We start from the raw sequence: 19394 nt of genomic DNA, 5'->3' as shown, positions 1-19394 counted from the left end.
TAACGTCAGGGAGATCCCAGCGTTTAATCGTACCGCTGAATGGGTAAACCGGTGTGATGCGTTAAATTATATCGGCGAAAACGGGAAAATCTTGAGAGCAAAACGCCCGGACAAGCCGGGCGTTTTGAGGGGAATCAATGCTGCTTTTTAGCCTGGTCTCTGTGACCAATGTTCGAAAAGACGTTGAACACTTCACCCAGGCCGTAGATGGCACCGAGGATGATGGCCATCACTACTGGTACCATGATCACGGCGAATACCAGACTTTTCAACAACTCTAACATGGTTTTCTCCAGATATTGTGAATGACTCATTCTACCCTGAATAGTGAGAAAAACATCCCCTTTTGTGCGGTACCCTTTGCGCCCTGCACCATTTGGGTCACAATGCTCTTTTTGCCAGGACACTGTTATGCAGGCCGAAATTCTCCTCACTCTACGACTTCAGCAAAAGCTTTTCGCCGATCCGCGACGTATCGCCCTGCTTAAACAAATAGAACAAACGGGCTCGATTAGCCAGGGGGCGAAAAACGCGGGAATCAGCTATAAAAGCGCCTGGGACGCCATCAACGAGATGAACACCCTGAGCGAACACCCGCTGGTGGACAGAGCCACGGGCGGCAAAGGCGGCGGCGGTGCGATCGTGACGCGTTATGGCCAGCGCCTTATTCAGCTTTACGATCTGCTGGCGCAGATCCAGCAAAAAGCGTTTGATGTGTTGAGCGATGACGATAACGTTCCGCTGGACAGTCTGCTGGCCGCCATTTCCCGCTTCTCGCTACAAACCAGCGCCCGTAACCAGTGGTTTGGTACGGTGACGGCGCGCGACGATCTACAGGTACAGCAGCATATTGAGATCCTGCTTGCCGATGGCACCACTCGCCTGAAAGCCGCCATAACGGCGCAAAGCGCGGAACGTCTTGAACTGAATGAAGGTAAAGAGGTGCTGGTGCTGCTGAAGGCGCCGTGGGTCACTATCACGCGCGATCCCGATGCGGCAAAGGCAGCAGATAACCAGCTGCCGGGCACCATCAGCCTCATCGAACGCGGTGAAGCGCAGTGCGAAGTGCTGATGACCCTGGCAGATGGGCAGCCGCTTTGCGCGACCATACCGCTCAGCGAGTCGGACGACTTAGAAGAAGGTGCTGCCGTCACCGCGTATTTCAACGCGGACCGGGTGATTATCGCCACTTTGTGCTGAGCGCATTGACAATCGTACCGACAGTGCGTATCCCTGATATCTGGTGCTGCAAAAACAGGGATAAACCATGTCATCATTGCATATTTCGCAAGGCACGTTTCGTCTTAGCGATACCCGAACGCTGACAATTGCTGATTTGACGCTACGCGCGGGTGAAAGCTGGGCGTTTGTCGGCACAAACGGCAGCGGTAAATCCGCGCTGGCCCGCGCGCTGGCCGGAGAGCTCAACCTCCTCAAGGGCGAATACCAGAGCGACTTTACGCGCCTGACGCGCCTGTCGTTTGAACAACTGCAAAAGCTGGTCAGCGACGAGTGGCAGCGCAACAACACCGATTTGCTCAGCCCAGGCGAAGAAGATACCGGCCGTACGACCGCGGAAATTATTCAGGATGAAGTGAAGGATCCCGCCCGCTGCCGGCGCCTGGCAGAACAGTTCGGTATCACCCCTCTGCTGAACCGGCGCTTTAAATACCTTTCGACCGGAGAGACGCGAAAAACGCTGCTTTGTCAGGCGCTGATGAGCGAGCCCGAGCTGCTTATTCTGGACGAACCGTTCGACGGTCTTGACGTGCAGTCCCGGGCGCAGCTGGCGTCACTGCTGGCGTCGCTTAATCAGCAGGGATATACCCTCGTGCTGGTGCTTAACCGCTTCGATGAAATTCCGGACTTTATCCAGCACGCGGGCGTCCTGACCGACTGTAACCTGACCGAGACCGGAGAAAAAACAGCGCTGCTCAAGCAGGCGCTGATTGCCCAGCTCGCGCACTGTGAACAACTCGACGGAATTACCCTTCCGGAACCTGACGCCCCTTCGGCCCGCCATGCGCTCGATCCCCACCAGCCGCGCATCGTGCTGCGGGATGGCGTGGTCTCTTATGACGATCGCCCGATCCTTAATCGCCTCAGCTGGACGGTCAATCCGGGCGAGCACTGGCAGATTGTCGGCCCCAACGGCGCGGGAAAATCCACGCTGCTGAGCCTGATCACCGGCGATCATCCGCAGGGCTACAGCAACGACCTCACGCTGTTTGGTCGGCGTCGCGGCAGCGGAGAAACCATCTGGGATATCAAAAAGCATATCGGCTACGTCAGCAGCAGCCTGCATCTGGATTACCGGGTCAGTACCACGGTACGCAACGTGATCCTTTCCGGATATTTTGATTCCATCGGTATTTATCAGGCGGTGTCGGACAAACAACATAAGCTCGCCCAGCAGTGGCTGGACATTCTGGGCATGGATAACCGGGTGGCTGACGCGCCGTTTCATAGTCTTTCGTGGGGGCAGCAGCGTCTGGCCCTGATCGTTCGCGCGCTGGTGAAACACCCTACGCTGCTGATCCTCGACGAACCGCTGCAGGGACTCGACCCGTTGAACCGCCAGCTTATCCGCCGCTTTGTGGACGTGCTGATTAGCGAAGGTGAAACGCAGCTGCTTTTCGTTTCACATCATGCCGAAGATGCCCCCGCCTGCATCACGCATCGCCTGGAGTTTGTTCCGGACGGTGAGGGTTATCGCTACCTTCTCAGCAACGTTGATTAACCGTGGAGGGCTCTGCCCTCCTCTTTTTCAGATAACTTGCATCAATACATCGCTATCTCTTTGATCTAGAATGCTCTCAGTCATGAAAAAAGTGAGTGTGAAAACGAGTGTAAACGATTCCACTATTTTATCCCATGTCACACTTTTCGCGTCTCTGTTATGCTATGGTTATTACATACCATAAGCCCAATGGAGCGAAATATGCGAGTTCTGGTAACAGGTGGTAGCGGTTACATAGGTAGTCATACCTGCGTGCAACTGCTGCAAAACGGCCATGACGTCATCATTCTCGACAACCTGTGCAACAGTAAGCGCAGCGTGCTGCCTGTGATTGAACGTCTTGGCGGTAAACAACCGACTTTTGTGGAAGGCGACATCCGCAACGAAGCGCTGATGACCGAGATCCTTCACGACCACGCCATAGAAGCGGTGATCCACTTCGCGGGTCTGAAAGCGGTCGGTGAATCCGTTGCGAAGCCGCTCGAGTATTACGACAACAACGTCAACGGCACTCTGCGTCTCATCTCCGCCATGCGTGCGGCGAACGTCAAAAACTTCATCTTTAGCTCCTCCGCCACCGTCTACGGCGATCAGCCGAAAATTCCTTACGTTGAAAGCTTCCCGACCGGTACCCCGCAAAGCCCGTACGGCAAAAGCAAGCTGATGGTGGAGCAGATCCTGACCGACCTGCAAAAAGCCCAGCCGGAGTGGAGCATCGCGCTGCTGCGCTACTTCAACCCGGTCGGTGCGCATCCGTCTGGCGATATGGGCGAAGATCCGCAGGGTATCCCAAACAATCTGATGCCGTATATCGCCCAGGTTGCCGTTGGCCGTCGCGACTCGCTGGCGATTTTTGGCAATGACTATCCGACCGAAGACGGCACCGGCGTGCGTGACTACATCCACGTAATGGATCTGGCCGACGGTCACGTTGCGGCCATGCAGCAGCTGGCTGACAAACCGGGCGTGCATATTTACAACCTCGGCGCCGGAGTCGGCAGCAGCGTGCTGGACGTGGTTAACGCCTTCAGCAAAGCCTGCGGCAAGCCGGTGAACTACCACTTCGCCCCGCGTCGCGAGGGCGATCTGCCTGCTTACTGGGCCGATGCCACCAAAGCCGACAAAGAGCTTAACTGGCGTGTAACGCGCACGCTTGATGAAATGGCACAGGATACCTGGCACTGGCAGTCACGCCACCCGCAAGGCTATCCGGACTAAGGATCCGTCATGACGCAATTTAATCCCGTCGATCATCCGCATCGTCGTTTTAACCCGTTGAGCGGGCAATGGATTTTAGTTTCTCCGCATCGCGCTAAGCGCCCCTGGCAGGGGGCGCAGGAGACGCCTGCAAAACAGACCCTGCCGCAGCACGACCCGGACTGCTTCCTCTGTCCAGGCAACACGCGCGTCACCGGGGATAAAAACCCGGACTACAAAGGCACCTTCGTGTTCACCAACGATTTTGCCGCCCTGATGACCGACACGCCGGACGCGCCTGAAAGCCACGATCCGCTGATGCGCTGCGAAAGCGCGCGCGGAACCAGCCGCGTGATCTGCTTCTCGCCCGATCACAGCAAGACGCTGCCGGAGCTGAGCGTGGACGCGCTGAAAGAGGTCGTCAGCACCTGGCAGGCGCAAACCGCAGAGCTGGGGCAGAGCTATCCGTGGGTGCAGGTGTTCGAAAACAAAGGCGCGGCCATGGGCTGCTCGAACCCCCATCCGCACGGCCAGGTCTGGGCGAACAGCTTCCTGCCTAACGAAGCCGAGCGTGAAGACCGTCTGCAGAAAGCGTATTACGCGGAAAACGGCTCGCCGATGCTGGTGGATTACGCGCAGCGTGAACAGGCCGACGGCAGCCGTACCGTGGTGGAAACCGAACACTGGCTGGCCGTCGTGCCTTACTGGGCCGCGTGGCCGTTTGAGACGCTGCTGCTGCCGAAAGCACATGTTCTGCGTATTACCGATCTCAGCGACGCGCAGCGCGACGACCTTGCCCTGGCGCTGAAAAAGCTGACCAGCCGTTACGACAATCTGTTCCAGTGCTCCTTCCCGTACTCCATGGGCTGGCACGGCGCGCCGTTCAACGGGGAAGAGAATCAGCACTGGCAATTGCATGCCCATTTCTATCCGCCGCTGCTGCGCTCTGCGACGGTACGTAAATTTATGGTGGGCTACGAAATGCTGGCAGAAACCCAGCGTGACCTGACGGCGGAACAGGCGGCAGAACGTCTGCGTGCCGTTAGCGACGTCCACTATCGCGAATCAGGAGTCTAAAAAATGAGTCTGAAAGATAAAACACAATCCCTGTTTGCTGAGAAATTTGGCTACCCTGCCACCCACGTTATCCAGGCGCCAGGCCGCGTTAACCTGATCGGTGAACACACCGACTATAACGACGGTTTCGTGCTGCCGTGCGCCATCGATTACCAGACCGTTATTAGCTGTGCGAAACGCGACGACCGTAAAGTCCGCGTGATTGCGGCTGATTACGGTAATGAGACGGACGAATTTTCCCTCGATGCCCCAATTGTGACACACGACAGCCAGCAGTGGTCTAACTACGTGCGCGGCGTCGTGAAACACCTTCAGAAGCGTAACAAGAACTTCGGCGGTGCGGATTTAGTCATCAGCGGCAACGTGCCGCAGGGTGCGGGCTTAAGCTCCTCTGCGTCTCTGGAAGTTGCCGTCGGCACCGTATTCCAGCAGCTTTACCATCTGCCGCTGGATGGCGCGCAAATCGCCCTGAATGGTCAGGAAGCAGAAAACCAGTTCGTGGGCTGTAACTGCGGCATTATGGACCAGCTGATTTCCGCGCTCGGGAAAAAAGAGCATGCACTGTTAATTGATTGCCGTTCGCTGGGAACCAAAGCCGTTCCCCTGCCAAAAGGCGCGGCCGTGGTGATCGTTAACAGCAACTTTAAGCGCACGCTGGTGGGCAGCGAATACAACACCCGCCGCCAACAGTGCGAAACCGGCGCCCGTTTCTTCCAGCAGCCAGCCCTGCGCGACGTGACGCTCAATGAATTTAACAAAGTGGCGCACGAGCTGGATCCGGTTGTCGCCAAACGCGTTCGTCACGTGCTGACGGAAAATGCCCGTACGGTTGAAGCCGCGTCCGCGCTGGCGAAAGGTGACCTGAAACGCATGGGTGAGCTGATGGCGGAATCGCATGCCTCCATGCGCGATGATTTTGAAATCACCGTTCCGCAGATCGACACCCTGGTGGAAATCATCAAAGCGACCATTGGCGACAAAGGCGGCGTGCGCATGACGGGCGGCGGTTTTGGCGGCTGTATCGTTGCGCTGGTGCCAGAAGAGTTGGTCCCTGCCATACAGGATGCCGTGGCGAAGCAGTACGAAGCCAAAACAGGCATCAAAGAAACCTTCTATGTTTGTAAAGCATCACAAGGAGCCGGACAGTGCTAAACGAAACACCTACACTCGCACCGGATGGTCTGCCGTATCGCCTGTTAACCCTGCGCAACAGCGCGGGGATGGTCGTTACGCTGATGGACTGGGGTGCTACCCTTCTTTCTGCCCGCGTACCGATGCCGGACGGCAGCGTGCGCGAGACCCTGCTCGGCTGCGCCTCGCCCGAGCAGTACGTCAATCAGTCCGCCTATCTGGGCGCGTCCGTTGGGCGATATGCTAACCGCATCGCGAAAAGCCGTTTTGAACTCAACGGCGAGCAGTACACCCTGCTTCCAAGCCAGGGTGAGAACCAGCTGCACGGCGGGCCGGACGGGTTTGATAAACGCCGCTGGAAGATTGTTCGTCAAAACGACGGTGAAGTGCTGTTCTCACTGGATTCGCCTGATGGCGATCAGGGCTTCCCGGGGAACCTTACCGCGTCCGCGCGCTTTACGCTGACCGATGACAACCGTATCGCCATTGAATACCGTGCGAAGGTCGACAGGCCGTGTCCGGTCAACCTGACCAATCACGCGTACTTTAATCTGGATGGTAGCCAGTGCGACGTGCGTGAGCACAAGCTACAGATCCTGGCGGATGCGTATCTGCCGGTTGACGAGATGGGCATTCCATATCAGGGCCTCAAAGACGTGAGCGGCACCAGCTTTGACTTCCGCCGCGCGAAAACGATCGCCCAGGATTTCCTGAGCGATGACGATCAGCGCAAGGTGAAAGGTTACGACCACGCGTTCCTGCTGCAGGCTAAAGGTGATGTGAAACAACCTGCCGCACAGGTCTGGTCTGCGGATGAGAAGCTGCAGATGACGGTTTATACCACTGCCCCAGCCCTGCAGTTTTACTCAGGCAACTACCTCGGCGGCACGACGGCGCGCGAACACGATGAGTACAGCGACTGGCAAGGACTGGCGCTGGAGAGCGAGTTCCTGCCGGACAGCCCAAACCATCCGGAATGGCCGCAGCCAGACTGCGTGCTGCGCCCAGGTGAAGAGTACGTGAGCGTGACGGAATACCATTTTATTCCACATTAATATTCAGCCCTCCCTCCGGAGGGCTTTTTTCTGCACGCCTTGCTGAAAATAGCGCCGATCGCAGACAAAATCATAACCCTGGATTCACAAGCATCTTACACTCAGAGACTATTTTCGCTATGGTTAGGGTTAAGCGTTGCTGCTGGCACGGCCACGGCAATATAATGAGAATTGTTATCATTCTAAAAATGCTTGAGGAGTAAGAGATGGCTATTACTAAGCTGGTCCTGGTGCGTCACGGCGAAAGCCAGTGGAACAACGAAAACCGCTTTACCGGTTGGTACGACGTTGATCTGTCCGAGAAAGGCGTAAGCGAAGCAAAAGCAGCAGGTAAACTGCTGAAGGAAGAAGGCTTCAGCTTTGATTTTGCTTACACCTCTGTGCTGAAACGTGCCATCCACACCCTGTGGAACGTGCTGGACGAACTGGATCAGGCCTGGCTGCCGGTTGAGAAGTCCTGGAAACTGAACGAACGTCACTACGGTGCGCTGCAGGGCCTGAACAAAGCGGAAACCGCTGAGAAATATGGCGACGAGCAGGTTAAACAGTGGCGTCGCGGCTTCGCAATCACCCCGCCAGAGCTGACCAAAGATGACGAGCGCTACCCGGGACACGACCCGCGTTACGCGAAGCTGACCGACGCTGAGCTGCCAACCACCGAGAGCCTGGCGCTGACCATCGACCGCGTTGTGCCTTACTGGAACGAAACCATTCTGCCACGCCTGAAAAGCGGCGAGCGCGTGATCATCGCGGCTCACGGTAACTCTCTGCGTGCGCTGGTGAAATACCTGGACAACATGGGTGAAGACGAAATCCTCGAACTGAACATCCCAACCGGCGTACCGCTGGTGTATGAGTTCGACGAAAACTTCAAGCCAATCAAACACTACTATCTGGGTAACGCAGAAGAGATCGCGGCGAAAGCAGCGGCAGTTGCGAACCAGGGTAAAGCGAAGTAATTTCGCCAGACATAAAAAAAGCGCGGAGCCTTCCGCGCTTTTTTATTTGAGCTGGCAGAATTAACCGCGACGTGCTTTCACCGCATTTGCCAGCTGGCGCAGGATGGCGTCGGTATCGTCCCAGCCGATGCAGGCATCGGTCACGCTTTTGCCGTACACCAGCGGCTCGCTGCCTTCCAGATTCTGGTTACCTTCAACCAGATGGCTTTCGATCATCACCCCAATCACCGCCTTCTCACCGCCGGCAATCTGCTGGCAGACGTCTGCACCCACTTCCATCTGCTTTTTAAACTGCTTGCTGGAGTTGGCATGGCTGAAATCGATCATCACCTGCGGCGGCAGCCCGGCTTTTTCCAGCCCGACTTTCACTTCTGCCACGTGTTTCGCGCTGTAGTTCGGCTCTTTACCGCCGCGCAGAATGATGTGGCAGTCACCGTTCCCGCTGGTGTTAACGATGGCGGAGTGACCCCATTTGGTCACGGACAGGAAGCAGTGCGGCGCACCAGCGGCGTTGATAGCATCAATAGCCACCTTAATGGTGCCGTCAGTGCCGTTTTTGAAGCCCACCGGGCAAGAAAGACCGGACGCCAGCTCGCGGTGGACCTGAGATTCAGTCGTGCGCGCACCAATTGCGCCCCAGCTCATCAGGTCCGCAAGGTATTGTGGCGTAATCATGTCCAGGAATTCACCGGCCGCAGGCAGGCCGCTGTCGTTGATCTCAAGCAGCAGCTTGCGCGCAATGCGCAGGCCGTCGTTGATCTGGAAGCTGTTATCCATGTGCGGGTCGTTAATCAACCCTTTCCAGCCAACGGTGGTGCGCGGTTTTTCAAAGTAGACACGCATGACGATTTCCAGCTCGTCCTTCAGCTCTTCACGGAGGGTGAGCAGACGGGCGGCGTATTCTTTCGCGGCAGCAGGATCGTGAATCGAGCACGGGCCAATCACCACCAGAAGACGATCGTCATTACCTTTCAGGATCTTATGGATCGCTTTACGAGCATGAGAAACCGTGTTTGCGGCATTTTCAGTGGCGGGGAATTTCTCAAGGAGCGCTACAGGAGGTAATAACTCATTGATCTCTTTAATGCGTAAATCGTCATTCTGATAATTCATCTTCGTTCCAGCTCTGCCATATCTTTAGTAATGAAAGCAATCCTTTCAATCTATCTTGTCGACCAGGAAGTGTAAACACGGTTTTACACTTCACGCAGATAATTCCTGGAATTCGCCTAAAAATTGCCACAAAATAGCGAAAAACGAGATCTAACCTAAGCTTTTTAACTGTAACAACCAATTTTACACGCTTAAACGCGATTCCCTACTGACGTAAGTCAGTAAGGCGGGATCTTTCGCCTCTGAAAAAGATGCACTGTTGGAGAATGTTAACCAGCGCAACGACACGAACAGGAGCACCATGATGAAAATGACAAAACTGGCAACCCTCTTCCTGACCGCCACCCTCACTCTGGCCAGCGGCAGCGTCCTGGCTGCGGAAACGGGCACCTCAGACAGCAACGGTGACGCCAATGCGGCTGCGGCAGCAGGCCAGCCCGCGCCTGATGCGAAACAGAATATCGCCCCGAATAATGTCGACAATAGCCAGATCAATACCGGCAACACCAACACCGGCGGCACCATGCTGCATCCAGACGGTAGCGGTTCCGGCACTATGAACCATGACAATATGAGTTCAGATGAAGTCCATAAGAACTCAATGTGCAAGGACGGCAAATGCCCGGACCCTAACGACAAAGTGGGTAACGACGCCAATACCAAAACCGATGGCACTACCCAGTAATTTGTTATGAACCGTCAGAAAAAGGAGAGCCCAGGCTCTCCTTTCTTTTTGGAGTAACCTATTAAAAACGCTACACTAAAAACAATAAAACATCAGGAAAGCAGACATGGCGCACTCCCATTCACACTCGCACTTATCCGGCAACGACAACGCTAAACGACTGATGCTGGCCTTTGGCGTCACGGCAACGTTTATGGTTATTGAGGTCATTGGCGGCCTGATTTCCGGCTCTCTGGCGCTTCTGGCTGATGCCGGACACATGCTGACCGATGCCGCCGCCCTGCTCTTCGCCCTGATGGCGGTGCAGTTTGCGCGTCGTCCTCCAAATGCGCGCCATACCTTCGGCTGGCTGCGACTGACCACACTGGCCGCGTTTGTTAACGCTATTGCGCTGGTGGTCATTACCATTCTTATCGTCTGGGAGGCAATACAGCGCTTCAGACACCCGCAGCCGATCGCCGGGGCAACCATGATGGTGATTGCCGTAGCAGGACTGCTGGCGAATATTCTGGCCTTCTGGATTTTGCACCGCGGCAGCGGGGAAAAGAACCTCAACGTACGCGCTGCGGCTCTGCATGTTATGGGTGATTTGCTCGGCTCAGTCGGGGCGATTGTCGCCGCGCTGGTGATCCTCTACACCGGCTGGACGCCTGTCGATCCGATTCTGTCCATACTGGTGTCGTGTCTGGTCTTGCGTAGCGCCTGGCGGCTGCTGAAGGAGAGCGTGAACGAACTGCTTGAAGGGGCGCCAGCATCCATGGATATCGACGAGCTGAAGCGCAACCTGCGCCGTTCAGTCCCGGAAGTACGCAACGTTCATCATGTTCACGTCTGGCTGGTGGGAGAGAAACCGGTCATGACGCTGCACGTCCAGGTGATCCCCCCTCACGACCACGATGCGCTGCTCGATCGCATCCAGCACTTCCTGGAACATCACTACGACATTAGCCATGCCACCGTTCAGATGGAGTATCAGCCCTGTAGCGGACCGGACTGCCACCTTAACGAGGCGCAGTCCGGCCATTCACATCATCATGACCACTAGCCGGAAAGCGCGTGAGAGCCTCGCTCGCGCGCGCTGTTAATCCACATCCGGCTGCCGTTCAGCGCGATGAAGGTCAGCAGCAGATATTCCAGCGACATCGCATAGACGCCCTGCAGGGCGAAGATCGCCACGCTAATCACGTTGATGATGACCCACAGCAGCCAGTTCTCAACGTATTTACGGGTCATCAGAATCATCGCTGCAATCGACAGCACCATCATGCAGGAATCCCAGAACGGGAAAGCATCCGGCTGGAGTTCTGGCATCGTTACGTTCATGCCGAGGCCGGACATGACCGAAACGGCAACGCGGGTCAGGAAGGCAAACACCGGGTTGATGTAAACGGTCATTAAGCCAATGGCCACCACGCAGGCGACGAACCAGGCGATGGCTTTCGGCAGGGGCAGCCAGCGGATCTGCAGCTCGGCCTCCTGCTGGCTGTTCTGACGCGACCAGGCATACCAGCCGTAAATATTGGCGGCAAAGAAGAACAGCTGCAAAAGCAGGCTGGCGTACAGCTGGATCTGGAAGAAGATAATCGCAAACAGCGTGACGTTAATCAGACCGAACGCGTAATTGCTTATCTTCTCCAGGCTTGCCAGCCAGATACAGAGTAATCCCGCCAGCGTGCCAACGGCCTCAATCCATGACAGGTCATAGCCACCTGTACCAATCGGTATATGAACCAGAATGTTATGTGTGCTAAAAAAATCCATCTTTTCCCCGGGGCGTTTTGAATTAAGTACGTAGTGTAGCCGCAAAATCCAGCATGCGGTTAAGTGGAATTAACGCGCCTTCACGCAGGGCGGCATCCACATGGATTTCATGCGCCGCACCACCGGTTTCTAACCCCTCGGCAATCGCTTTCAGGCCGTTCATCGCCATCCACGGGCAATGTGCACAGCTGCGACACGTTGCGCCCTCGCCTGCCGTTGGCGCTTCAAGAAGCTCTTTCTCCGGTACGGCCTGCTGCATCTTGTAGAAGATACCGCGATCGGTCGCCACGATAAGCTGCTTGTGAGGCAACGTTCTGGCAGCGTTGATAAGCTGGCTGGTGGAACCCACGGCATCCGCCATGTCGACGATCGACTGCGGAGATTCAGGGTGAACAAGAATGGCTGCGTCAGGATAAAGCGCCTTCATGCGCGCCAGCGCCTGGGTCTTGAACTCGTCATGAACGATACAGGCGCCCTGCCAGCAGAGAACATCAGCACCCGTCTGCTTCTGGACATAATTGCCGAGATGGCGATCGGGCGCCCAGATAATTTTCTCGCCCAGGCTATCCAGATGTTCAATCAGTTCAACGGCGATGCTCGACGTAACCACCCAGTCAGCCCGCGCTTTTACCGCCGCAGAGGTGTTAGCGTAGACCACCACGGTCCGATCAGGGTGAGCGTCACAGAAGGCCGTGAATTCGTCAATCGGGCAGCCGAGATCCAGTGAACACTCCGCGTTAAGCGTGGGCATCAGAATGGTTTTTTCCGGGCTCAGGATCTTTGCCGTTTCGCCCATAAAACGCACGCCGGCAACCAGCAGCGTGGAAGCGGGATGTCGTGCACCGAAGCGCGCCATCTCCAGTGAGTCAGAAATGCAGCCCCCGGTCTCTTCAGCCAGCTGTTGAATTTCCGGGTCGGTGTAGTAATGGGCCACCATTACCGCATCGCGCTCTTTAAGAAGACGTTTGATCTTCTCGCGGTAGAACTGCTTTTCGTCCTGGCTCAGCGGGACAGGCTTTGGCGGAAACGGATAGATTGCGGCTTCAGGATCAAACATCACACTCATTATGGCTTCTCGTTTTACGGGCTTAACAATATTGCTTTTCATTTGCCTGACATAGCAAAACGCGTGGCAATTGTGTTTTGTATACTAAACAAGATAGCGAATCTGAGCGGAAAAGTCACCGGAAATAGGTGCGGACAGCATTTGTCGGGTAGCGGCTTCGCCTTACCCGACCTACAAAAACTGCAGATAGCAAAAAGGCGCCTTTAGGGCGCCTTTCTACACTGGTGGGTCGTGCAGGATTCGAACCTGCGACCAATTGATTAAAAGTCAACTGCTCTACCAACTGAGCTAACGACCCCTTGCGGGATGTACTGCAAATTTATTCAGGCTGGTGGGTCGTGCAGGATTCGAACCTGCGACCAATTGATTAAAAGTCAACTGCTCTACCAACTGAGCTAACGACCCATTCGGGTGTTGCCTGAATTATCACTCGGCACCAATAAAATTGGTGGGTCGTGCAGGATTCGAACCTGCGACCAATTGATTAAAAGTCAACTGCTCTACCAACTGAGCTAACGACCCGAGTGGTGGGTGATGACGGGCTCGAACCGCCGACCCCCTCCGTGTAAAGGAGATGCTCTACCAACTGAGCTAATCACCCACTCTGTACTGCCGGAACTGCGTTAAGTGGTGGGTCGTGCAGGATGACTCAGCTTCGCCTCGCCCTACGGGCCGTTGCTGACGCAACGTTATCCTTCACGTTTAACTACTACTTCCACCTTACTTAGTGGTGGGTCGTGCAGGATTCGAACCTGCGACCAATTGATTAAAAGTCAACTGCTCTACCAACTGAGCTAACGACCCACTTTTATGCTGTTTTCACGTTGTTTGATATCCCGTGGCAACGGCGGCATATATTACTGATTTAAGAATTCTGCGCAACAAAAATTTCGATGAAGATCACTTAACTGCTTAGTAATCATGCTGCACGACCAGAAATAACGCGATTTCTGGTCATGCGATAATCATCCCATCGAATTCAGACGTTTTTGCGCCTGCTTAGCACCTTCGGTGCCCGGGAATTTAGAGACCACCTGCTGATAAACCGCTTTGGCTTTCGCAGTGTCGCCTTTGTCCTGCATGATGACGCCCACTTTGTACATCGCATCAGGCGCTTTTGGCGATTTCGGGTAGTTTTTTACCACGGAGGCAAAATAAAACGCCGCATCGTCCTTTTTACCCTTGTTGTAATTCAACTGACCGAGCCAGTAATTGGCATTTGGCTGATAAGTGGAATCAGGGTATTTCTTAACAAAGTTCTGAAACGCAGCAATCGCGTCATCCTGACGAGATTGATCCTGCACCAGGGCAATAGCCGCATTGTAGTCAGTATTCGCGTCACCGCTCTGTACAGGCGCGCCTGTTGAGGCTGAAGCATCAGCAGATGGCGCTGGCGCAGACGTCGCAGCACCGCTCTGATCGCCTGCGGCTGGCTGTGCTGCTGCACCACCGCTGCTCAGGCTATCTATCTGCAACAAGATTTGCTTCTGACGTTCCACAACCTGGTTAAGCTGATACTGGCTTTCCTGAATCTGACCGCGGAGAGAGTCAATATCATTCTGGTTATCGGAAAGTTGTTGCTGGAGTTGGGTTAAAAGCTGGCTATGAGCGTTAGAAATACGCTCGAGTTGAGTGACCCGGTCTTCTACCGAGCCTGAGCCGACACTACTGATTGGTGCCTGAGCAAAAGCGGCCCAGGGGGCCGCTATTCCAACCAGTAACGACAGACTCAACAGATGATGTCTGAAGTTACTGCTCATGCAATTCTCTTAGTAAACCAGTACGGCACGACGGTTTTTGGAGTAAGCCGCTTCGTCGTGACCCAGTACTGCAGGTTTTTCTTTACCGTAAGAAACGATGGAGATCTGGTCAGCAGAAACGCCTTTACCCTGCAGGTACATTTTAACAGCGTTAGCACGACGTTCACCCAGGGAGATGTTGTACTCTGGGGTACCACGTTCGTCCGCGTGACCTTCTACGGTGACTTTGTAAGATGGGTTGCTACGCAGGAAGTTAGCGTGCGCATCCAGCATCGCAGCGAAGTCAGAACGGATGTCGTATTTATCCAGATCGAAGTAAACGATGTTGTTCTGCTGCAGCTGCTGCATCTGAAGACGCGCTTGCTCTTCAGAAGACATGTTGCCATTGCCGTTCGCGTCCATACCGGTGCCGGCACCCATCATGCCTTCGCCGCTCTGGTCATTGCTGGCGTTCTTGTTAGAAGAACACGCTGCGATTGCCATTACAGGCAGAGCGATCATCAGCCCCTTCAGCACTTTGTTCAGTTGCATTTCTATGATTCCTTTAGTAATCAATTAATTATTATTTACAGATACGGCGACCAGGCAGGTGATTTTACCTGTCCATCAGTTGCCGGAATACGCGCTTTGAAACGCCCATCTGTAGAAACCAGATTCAGCACAGATCCCATCCCCTGAGAAGAGCTGTAGATTACCATCGTGCCGTTAGGTGCCAGACTTGGCGTTTCATCCAGGAACGTTGACGACAGAACTTGAACGCCACCCGCTACCAGATCTTGTTTGGCAATGTGCTGCTGCCCACCGTTGGAGCTCACCATTACCATAAATTTACCGTCGCTGCTCACGTCTGAGTTCTGGTTCTGCGAACCTTCCCAGGTAATACGCTGCGGAGCACCGCCGTTGATGTTGACTTTGTAGATTTGTGGACGGCCGGCCTGGTCAGAAGTAAACGCCAGGTTTTGGCTGTCCGGGAACCATGAAGGTTCAGTGTTGTTGCTGCGACCGTCGGTAACCTGACGGATCTGACCAGAGCCAATATCCATCACGTACAGGTTCAGGCTACCGGTTTTTGACAGCGCAAAGGCCAGTTTAGAGCCGTCCGGAGAGAACGAAGGCGCACCGTTGTGACGTGGGAACGACGCTACCTGACGAACAGCACCGTTTGCCAGCGTCTGGATAACCAGCGCTGAGCGGCCGCTTTCGAAGGTTACATAGGCCAGTTTAGAACCGTCCGGAGACCAGGCTGGAGACATCAGCGGCTGTGAAGAACGTTTCACCAGGAACTGGTTGTAGCCGTCGTAGTCAGATACGCGCAGTTCGTACGGGAACTGACCACCGTTGGTCTGCACCACGTACGCGATACGGGTACGGAACGCACCTTTAATGCCGGTCAGTTTTTCAAATACCGCATCGCTGGCAGCATGTGCAGCATAGCGCAGGTATTGCTTAGTGACCTTGTAAGAGTTCTGTGCCAGAACGGTACCCGGTGCACCGCCGGTATCCACCAGTTGCCAGGCAACGTTGTAAGAGCCGTCCGGGTTAGGCGTAACCTGACCCACAACCACGGCATCAATACCCAGCGCAGACCATGCTGCAGGCTGTACTTCCTGCGCGCTACCCGGCTGCTGAGGCAGACGAGAACGATCTAACGGGTTGAATTTACCGCTGTTACGCAGGTCAGCCGCCACGATGCCACCGGCATCTTCAGGCGCAGCGCCAGGACCTGCCCACTGGAACGGAACAACACCGATTGGGCGCGCCGAGTCCACCCCCTGGGTGATCTCGATACGTACTTCTGCGTGCAGTACTGCTGCCCACAGCATTAAAAAACTAAATGCTACACGTAATGCCTGCTTCATCATATCTCCCTTATCCGGGTAACCTTACCCACGATAATTTAGCAGAATGTTAACAAACTCAAATAGACAAAACTACCAGAACCCTGTGACTAAACCTGGTCTATTTTTCCCCGTTTGCACGGGGAAAATGTAACTTAAGGTTTGAAGTCCAGCGGCGCATTTTTGAAGACTTCGTAAACAGCCTGAGATGGCGGTTTAGGCATCTTCGCCTGACGCGCTGCAGCCAGGGCCGCAGTACATAAAGCCGGGTCGCCACCTTCAGACTTGATATCCAGCAGCATGCCGTCCGGAGCCAGTTTTATACGCAACGTACACGTTTTACCGGTATAGGAAGACGCATCATAGAATCGGCTTTCAATAGCGGATTTAATCTGCGCGGCATAACCGTTGATTTCAGCCCCTGTCGCACCGTTACTCTTAGTGTTACCACTTCCCGTCGGCGCTGCGTTGTTTCCTTTCGCCCCACCGCCCGTTTTCGGTGCATTCTTACCTGAGCTCAAATCGCCCAGCAGATCGTCAACCCCTGCGGCAGCAGCGGCTTTTTCAGCGGCGGCAGCCTTTTTAGCAGCCGCTTTTTCAGCTGCTGCTTTCTTATCGGCAGCGGCCTTCTCAGCTGCAGCTTTTTTGTCCGCAGCGGCTTTTTCGGCGGCTGCAGCTTTTTCTGCCGCGGCTTTTTCTGCAGCCGCTTTCTCAGCAGCAGCCGCTTTCTTCGCAGCCTCGGCAGCAGCTTTCTTCTCTGCTTCCTGAGCGGCTTTCTTCGCGGCTTCCGCTTCGGCTTTCTTCTGAGCATCGGCAGCGGCTTTCTTCGCGGCTTCCGCTTCAGCTTTCTTCTGGGCATCAGCAGCGGCTTTCTTCGCGGCTTCCGCTTCAGCTTTCTTCTGAGCATCAGCAGCGGCTTTCTTCGCCGCTTCTGCCGCTAATTTTGCCTGGGCATCAGCCTGTGCTTTCGCGTCCGCTGCGGCTTTAGCTGCCGCCTCTTCCGCCTGCTTTTGCTGTTCCTGTGCTTTCTTCGCGGCCTCTTCGGCTTGTTTCTGCTGCTCTGCCTGCGCTTTCGCGGCTTCCTGCGCCTGCAAACGTTCCTTCTCAAGCTGCTTCAGACGCTCCTGCTCTGCGGCCTGCTTTTCACGCAGTTCTTCCGCCTGCTGTTGCGCCTGTTTTTCACGCTGCTCTTCAGCCCGTTTGGCACTCGCCTTCTGCTGTTGTTCGCGATTATAGTTCTGTACTACCGCACCGGGATCCACCATCACGGCGTCAATGGAAGAGCCTCCACCGCCGCCGGCTGATGCATCAATATGCTCGTCGAACGAACTCCAGATCAGCGCTGCAAAGAGAATCACGTGCAGCACTGCGGAGACGATTATCGCTCGCTTAAGCTTGTCGTTCTGTTCGGTTGCCTTTGACACTATCGGTTCCCAAAAACTACGCGGATGATCAAATTGGTTGGGTCATTAAGCCAACTGACTTAACACCCGCACTATGTAGCAAGTTCAGCGCTTTAATAATTTCATCGTAGGGTACGTCTTTTGCGCCACCGATTAAGAAGACCGTTTTCGGATTTGACTCCAGACGACGCTGCGCTTCAGCAATAACCTGCTCAGGCGGCAGCTGATCCATACGATCTTTCTCTACTACGACGCTGTATTGCCCTACGCCGGAAACCTCAATGATAACCGGAGGATCGTCATTGGTGCTCACCGCCTGTGATTCTGTCGCATCCGGCAGATCCACTTCCACGCTCTGGGTAATGATTGGCGCTGTTGCCATGAAGATCAGCAGCAGTACCAGCAGGACATCCAGCAGTGGAACGATATTGATTTCGGACTTGAGCTCGCGACGACCTCGTCCACGCGATCTGGCCATGGTTTACCCCTTGTTGCTCTCGGTGCTGGTAAACGCCTGACGGTGCAGAATCGCAGTGAACTCTTCCATAAAGTTGTCGTAGTTCAGTTCCAGTTTGTTCACGCGCTGGTTCAGACGGTTGTAAGCCATAACCGCAGGAATTGCCGCAAACAGACCGATAGCGGTCGCAATCAGTGCTTCAGCGATACCCGGTGCAACCATCTGCAACGTCGCCTGCTTCACCGCGCCCAGCGCGATAAAGGCGTGCATGATCCCCCACACGGTACCAAACAGACCGATATACGGGCTGATGGAGCCGACAGTGCCGAGGAAAGGAATGTGCGTTTCAAGGTTTTCCAGTTCACGGTTCATAGAGATACGCATCGCACGCGAGGCACCTTCCACCACCGCTTCCGGCGCATGATTGTTTGCACGATGCAGACGAGCAAACTCTTTGAAACCGCTGTAGAAAATTTGCTCGGAGCCGGTCAGGTTTTCACGGCGTCCCTGGCTCTCCTGGTACAGACGAGAAAGCTCAATACCCGACCAGAACTTATCTTCAAACGCTTCAGCTTCACGGCCGGCGGCATTGAGGATACGCGTTCTCTGGATGATGATGGCCCAGGATGCGATTGAAAAACCAATCAAAATCAACATGATAAGTTTAACCAGAAGGCTTGCCTTCAGGAACAAATCAAGGATATTCATGTCAGTCACTGCTTAAACTCCGCGACAATAGACTTAGGAAGCGCACGAGGCTTCATTATGGTTGGATCAACACAAACAATCAGTACTTCAGCTGAGTTCAGTACGGTATTCTCTGCGTTGACTATCCGCTGCGTGAAAACCAGTGAGGTCCCACGCATTGATGTAATTTCAGTTTGGACTTCGAGCATATCGTCGAGTCTGGCAGGCGCAAAATACTCAAGCGTCATCTTGCGTACCACGAAGGCAACTCGCTCAGCCAACAGAACCTGTTGACTAAAGTGATGATGGCGCAGCATCTCTGTGCGTGCCCGTTCATAAAAAGCAACGTAGCTGGCGTGGTAAACCACACCACCGGCATCGGTATCTTCGTAATAGACACGAACCGGCCATCGAAACAGCGTTGTATTCACTTTACATCCCGGTAATGCAACAAAAGTTAGAGCT

The 19394-nt window shown here is 54.7% G+C and carries 20 protein-coding genes and 5 tRNA genes; 9 read left to right on the top strand and 16 right to left on the bottom strand.

Annotated features, from left to right (window positions below; all coding sequences use genetic code 11):
* Nucleotides 1-134 precede the first annotated feature (134 nt).
* Nucleotides 135-284, bottom strand: coding sequence for an AcrZ family multidrug efflux pump-associated protein (locus tag PUP35_RS06335; protein WP_008501118.1), 150 nt, complete (start codon nt 282-284; stop codon nt 135-137).
* Between the two features lie 127 nt (nt 285-411).
* On the opposite strand from PUP35_RS06335, the gene modE reads away from it, so the two are divergent.
* The 7 genes from modE (at nt 412) to gpmA (ending at nt 8159) form a co-directional block, all read left to right on the top strand.
* Nucleotides 412-1200 (top strand): molybdenum-dependent transcriptional regulator, encoded by a 789-nt coding sequence (modE, locus tag PUP35_RS06330; protein WP_274242341.1) that lies wholly within the window; start codon nt 412-414, stop codon nt 1198-1200.
* A 67-nt stretch (nt 1201-1267) separates the two neighbouring features.
* Nucleotides 1268-2740 (top strand): molybdate ABC transporter ATP-binding protein ModF, encoded by a 1473-nt coding sequence (modF, locus tag PUP35_RS06325; RefSeq protein WP_274242340.1) that lies wholly within the window; start codon nt 1268-1270, stop codon nt 2738-2740.
* A gap of 201 nt (nt 2741-2941) precedes the next feature.
* Nucleotides 2942-3958 (top strand): UDP-glucose 4-epimerase GalE, encoded by a 1017-nt coding sequence (gene galE / locus PUP35_RS06320; RefSeq protein WP_048026980.1) that lies wholly within the window; start codon nt 2942-2944, stop codon nt 3956-3958.
* Between the two features lie 9 nt (nt 3959-3967).
* A complete protein-coding gene (gene galT / locus PUP35_RS06315; RefSeq protein ID WP_111963799.1) occupies nt 3968-5014 on the top strand; it encodes a galactose-1-phosphate uridylyltransferase in 1047 nt (348 codons plus the stop codon).
* A gap of 3 nt (nt 5015-5017) precedes the next feature.
* The gene (gene galK, locus PUP35_RS06310; RefSeq protein WP_111963798.1) at nt 5018-6166 is read left to right on the top strand and encodes a galactokinase; all 1149 of its coding nucleotides are present in this window, start codon (nt 5018-5020) and stop codon (nt 6164-6166) included.
* A complete protein-coding gene (galM, locus tag PUP35_RS06305) occupies nt 6160-7200 on the top strand; it encodes a galactose-1-epimerase (RefSeq protein WP_274242339.1) in 1041 nt (346 codons plus the stop codon). The genes galK and galM overlap by 7 nt, the downstream gene beginning before the upstream one ends.
* Nucleotides 7201-7406: 206 nt before the next feature.
* Nucleotides 7407-8159 (top strand): 2,3-diphosphoglycerate-dependent phosphoglycerate mutase, encoded by a 753-nt coding sequence (gene gpmA, locus PUP35_RS06300; RefSeq protein ID WP_023310804.1) that lies wholly within the window; start codon nt 7407-7409, stop codon nt 8157-8159.
* A gap of 60 nt (nt 8160-8219) precedes the next feature.
* Here gpmA and aroG read toward each other — a convergent pair whose 3' ends face one another.
* A complete protein-coding gene (gene aroG, locus PUP35_RS06295; RefSeq protein WP_008501110.1) occupies nt 8220-9272 on the bottom strand; it encodes a 3-deoxy-7-phosphoheptulonate synthase AroG in 1053 nt (350 codons plus the stop codon).
* 304 nt (nt 9273-9576) lie between these two features.
* Here aroG and PUP35_RS06290 point away from each other — a divergent pair, with 304 nt between their 5' ends.
* Together PUP35_RS06290 and zitB are read left to right on the top strand one after the other, a co-directional pair.
* Nucleotides 9577-9957, top strand: a complete 381-nt coding sequence (locus PUP35_RS06290) for a protein YbgS (protein ID WP_149366353.1) — start codon at nt 9577-9579, stop codon at nt 9955-9957.
* Nucleotides 9958-10063: 106 nt separating this feature from the next.
* Nucleotides 10064-11002 (top strand): CDF family zinc transporter ZitB, encoded by a 939-nt coding sequence (gene zitB, locus PUP35_RS06285; RefSeq protein WP_115874516.1) that lies wholly within the window; start codon nt 10064-10066, stop codon nt 11000-11002.
* On the opposite strand, the gene pnuC is transcribed toward zitB, so the two are convergent.
* The 14 genes from pnuC to ybgC all read right to left on the bottom strand — a co-directional run bounded on the left by pnuC (nt 10999) and on the right by ybgC (nt 19360).
* Nucleotides 10999-11718 (bottom strand): nicotinamide riboside transporter PnuC, encoded by a 720-nt coding sequence (pnuC, locus tag PUP35_RS06280; RefSeq protein ID WP_127730077.1) that lies wholly within the window; start codon nt 11716-11718, stop codon nt 10999-11001. The two genes, zitB and pnuC, sit on opposite strands and share 4 nt — an antisense overlap.
* Before the next feature lie 22 nt (nt 11719-11740).
* Nucleotides 11741-12784 carry a quinolinate synthase NadA gene (gene nadA, locus PUP35_RS06275; RefSeq protein ID WP_008501105.1) on the bottom strand — a complete coding sequence of 348 codons (1044 nt, stop codon included), beginning with the start codon at nt 12782-12784 and terminating at the stop codon, nt 11741-11743.
* A gap of 222 nt (nt 12785-13006) precedes the next feature.
* Nucleotides 13007-13082: transfer RNA gene (locus PUP35_RS06270), tRNA-Lys, on the bottom strand.
* 31 nt (nt 13083-13113) lie between these two features.
* Nucleotides 13114-13189, bottom strand: a tRNA-Lys gene (locus tag PUP35_RS06265).
* Nucleotides 13190-13230: 41 nt separating this feature from the next.
* Nucleotides 13231-13306 (bottom strand) — tRNA-Lys (locus PUP35_RS06260).
* 3 nt (nt 13307-13309) lie between these two features.
* Nucleotides 13310-13385 (bottom strand) — tRNA-Val (locus PUP35_RS06255).
* Nucleotides 13386-13512: 127 nt separating this feature from the next.
* A tRNA-Lys gene (locus PUP35_RS06250) sits at nt 13513-13588 on the bottom strand.
* Between the two features lie 161 nt (nt 13589-13749).
* Nucleotides 13750-14544, bottom strand: a complete 795-nt coding sequence (gene cpoB, locus PUP35_RS06245; protein ID WP_109846278.1) for a cell division protein CpoB — start codon at nt 14542-14544, stop codon at nt 13750-13752.
* A gap of 9 nt (nt 14545-14553) precedes the next feature.
* Nucleotides 14554-15075, bottom strand: a complete 522-nt coding sequence (pal, locus tag PUP35_RS06240) for a peptidoglycan-associated lipoprotein Pal (protein ID WP_003858578.1) — start codon at nt 15073-15075, stop codon at nt 14554-14556.
* A 35-nt stretch (nt 15076-15110) separates the two neighbouring features.
* A complete protein-coding gene (gene tolB / locus PUP35_RS06235; RefSeq protein ID WP_008501103.1) occupies nt 15111-16403 on the bottom strand; it encodes a Tol-Pal system beta propeller repeat protein TolB in 1293 nt (430 codons plus the stop codon).
* A gap of 134 nt (nt 16404-16537) precedes the next feature.
* A complete protein-coding gene (gene tolA / locus PUP35_RS06230) occupies nt 16538-17806 on the bottom strand; it encodes a cell envelope integrity protein TolA (RefSeq protein ID WP_111964367.1) in 1269 nt (422 codons plus the stop codon).
* Between the two features lie 28 nt (nt 17807-17834).
* On the bottom strand, nt 17835-18263 hold the full coding sequence (gene tolR / locus PUP35_RS06225) for a colicin uptake protein TolR (protein WP_003858589.1): 429 nt from the start codon (nt 18261-18263) through the stop codon (nt 17835-17837).
* A gap of 3 nt (nt 18264-18266) precedes the next feature.
* Entirely contained in the window at nt 18267-18959 is a 693-nt protein-coding gene (tolQ, locus tag PUP35_RS06220; RefSeq protein ID WP_008501101.1) for a Tol-Pal system protein TolQ, read from the bottom strand.
* A complete protein-coding gene (gene ybgC / locus PUP35_RS06215) occupies nt 18956-19360 on the bottom strand; it encodes a tol-pal system-associated acyl-CoA thioesterase (protein WP_003858593.1) in 405 nt (134 codons plus the stop codon). Before ybgC ends, tolQ begins: the two co-directional genes overlap by 4 nt.
* Nucleotides 19361-19394 lie beyond the last annotated feature (34 nt).

It is taken from the genome of Enterobacter sp. S-33, assembly GCF_028735835.1.
Lineage (GTDB): Bacteria > Pseudomonadota > Gammaproteobacteria > Enterobacterales > Enterobacteriaceae > Enterobacter > Enterobacter vonholyi.
Note: the sequence above shows the minus strand (reverse complement) of the source record. Positions and strands in the feature narration are given on the sequence as shown.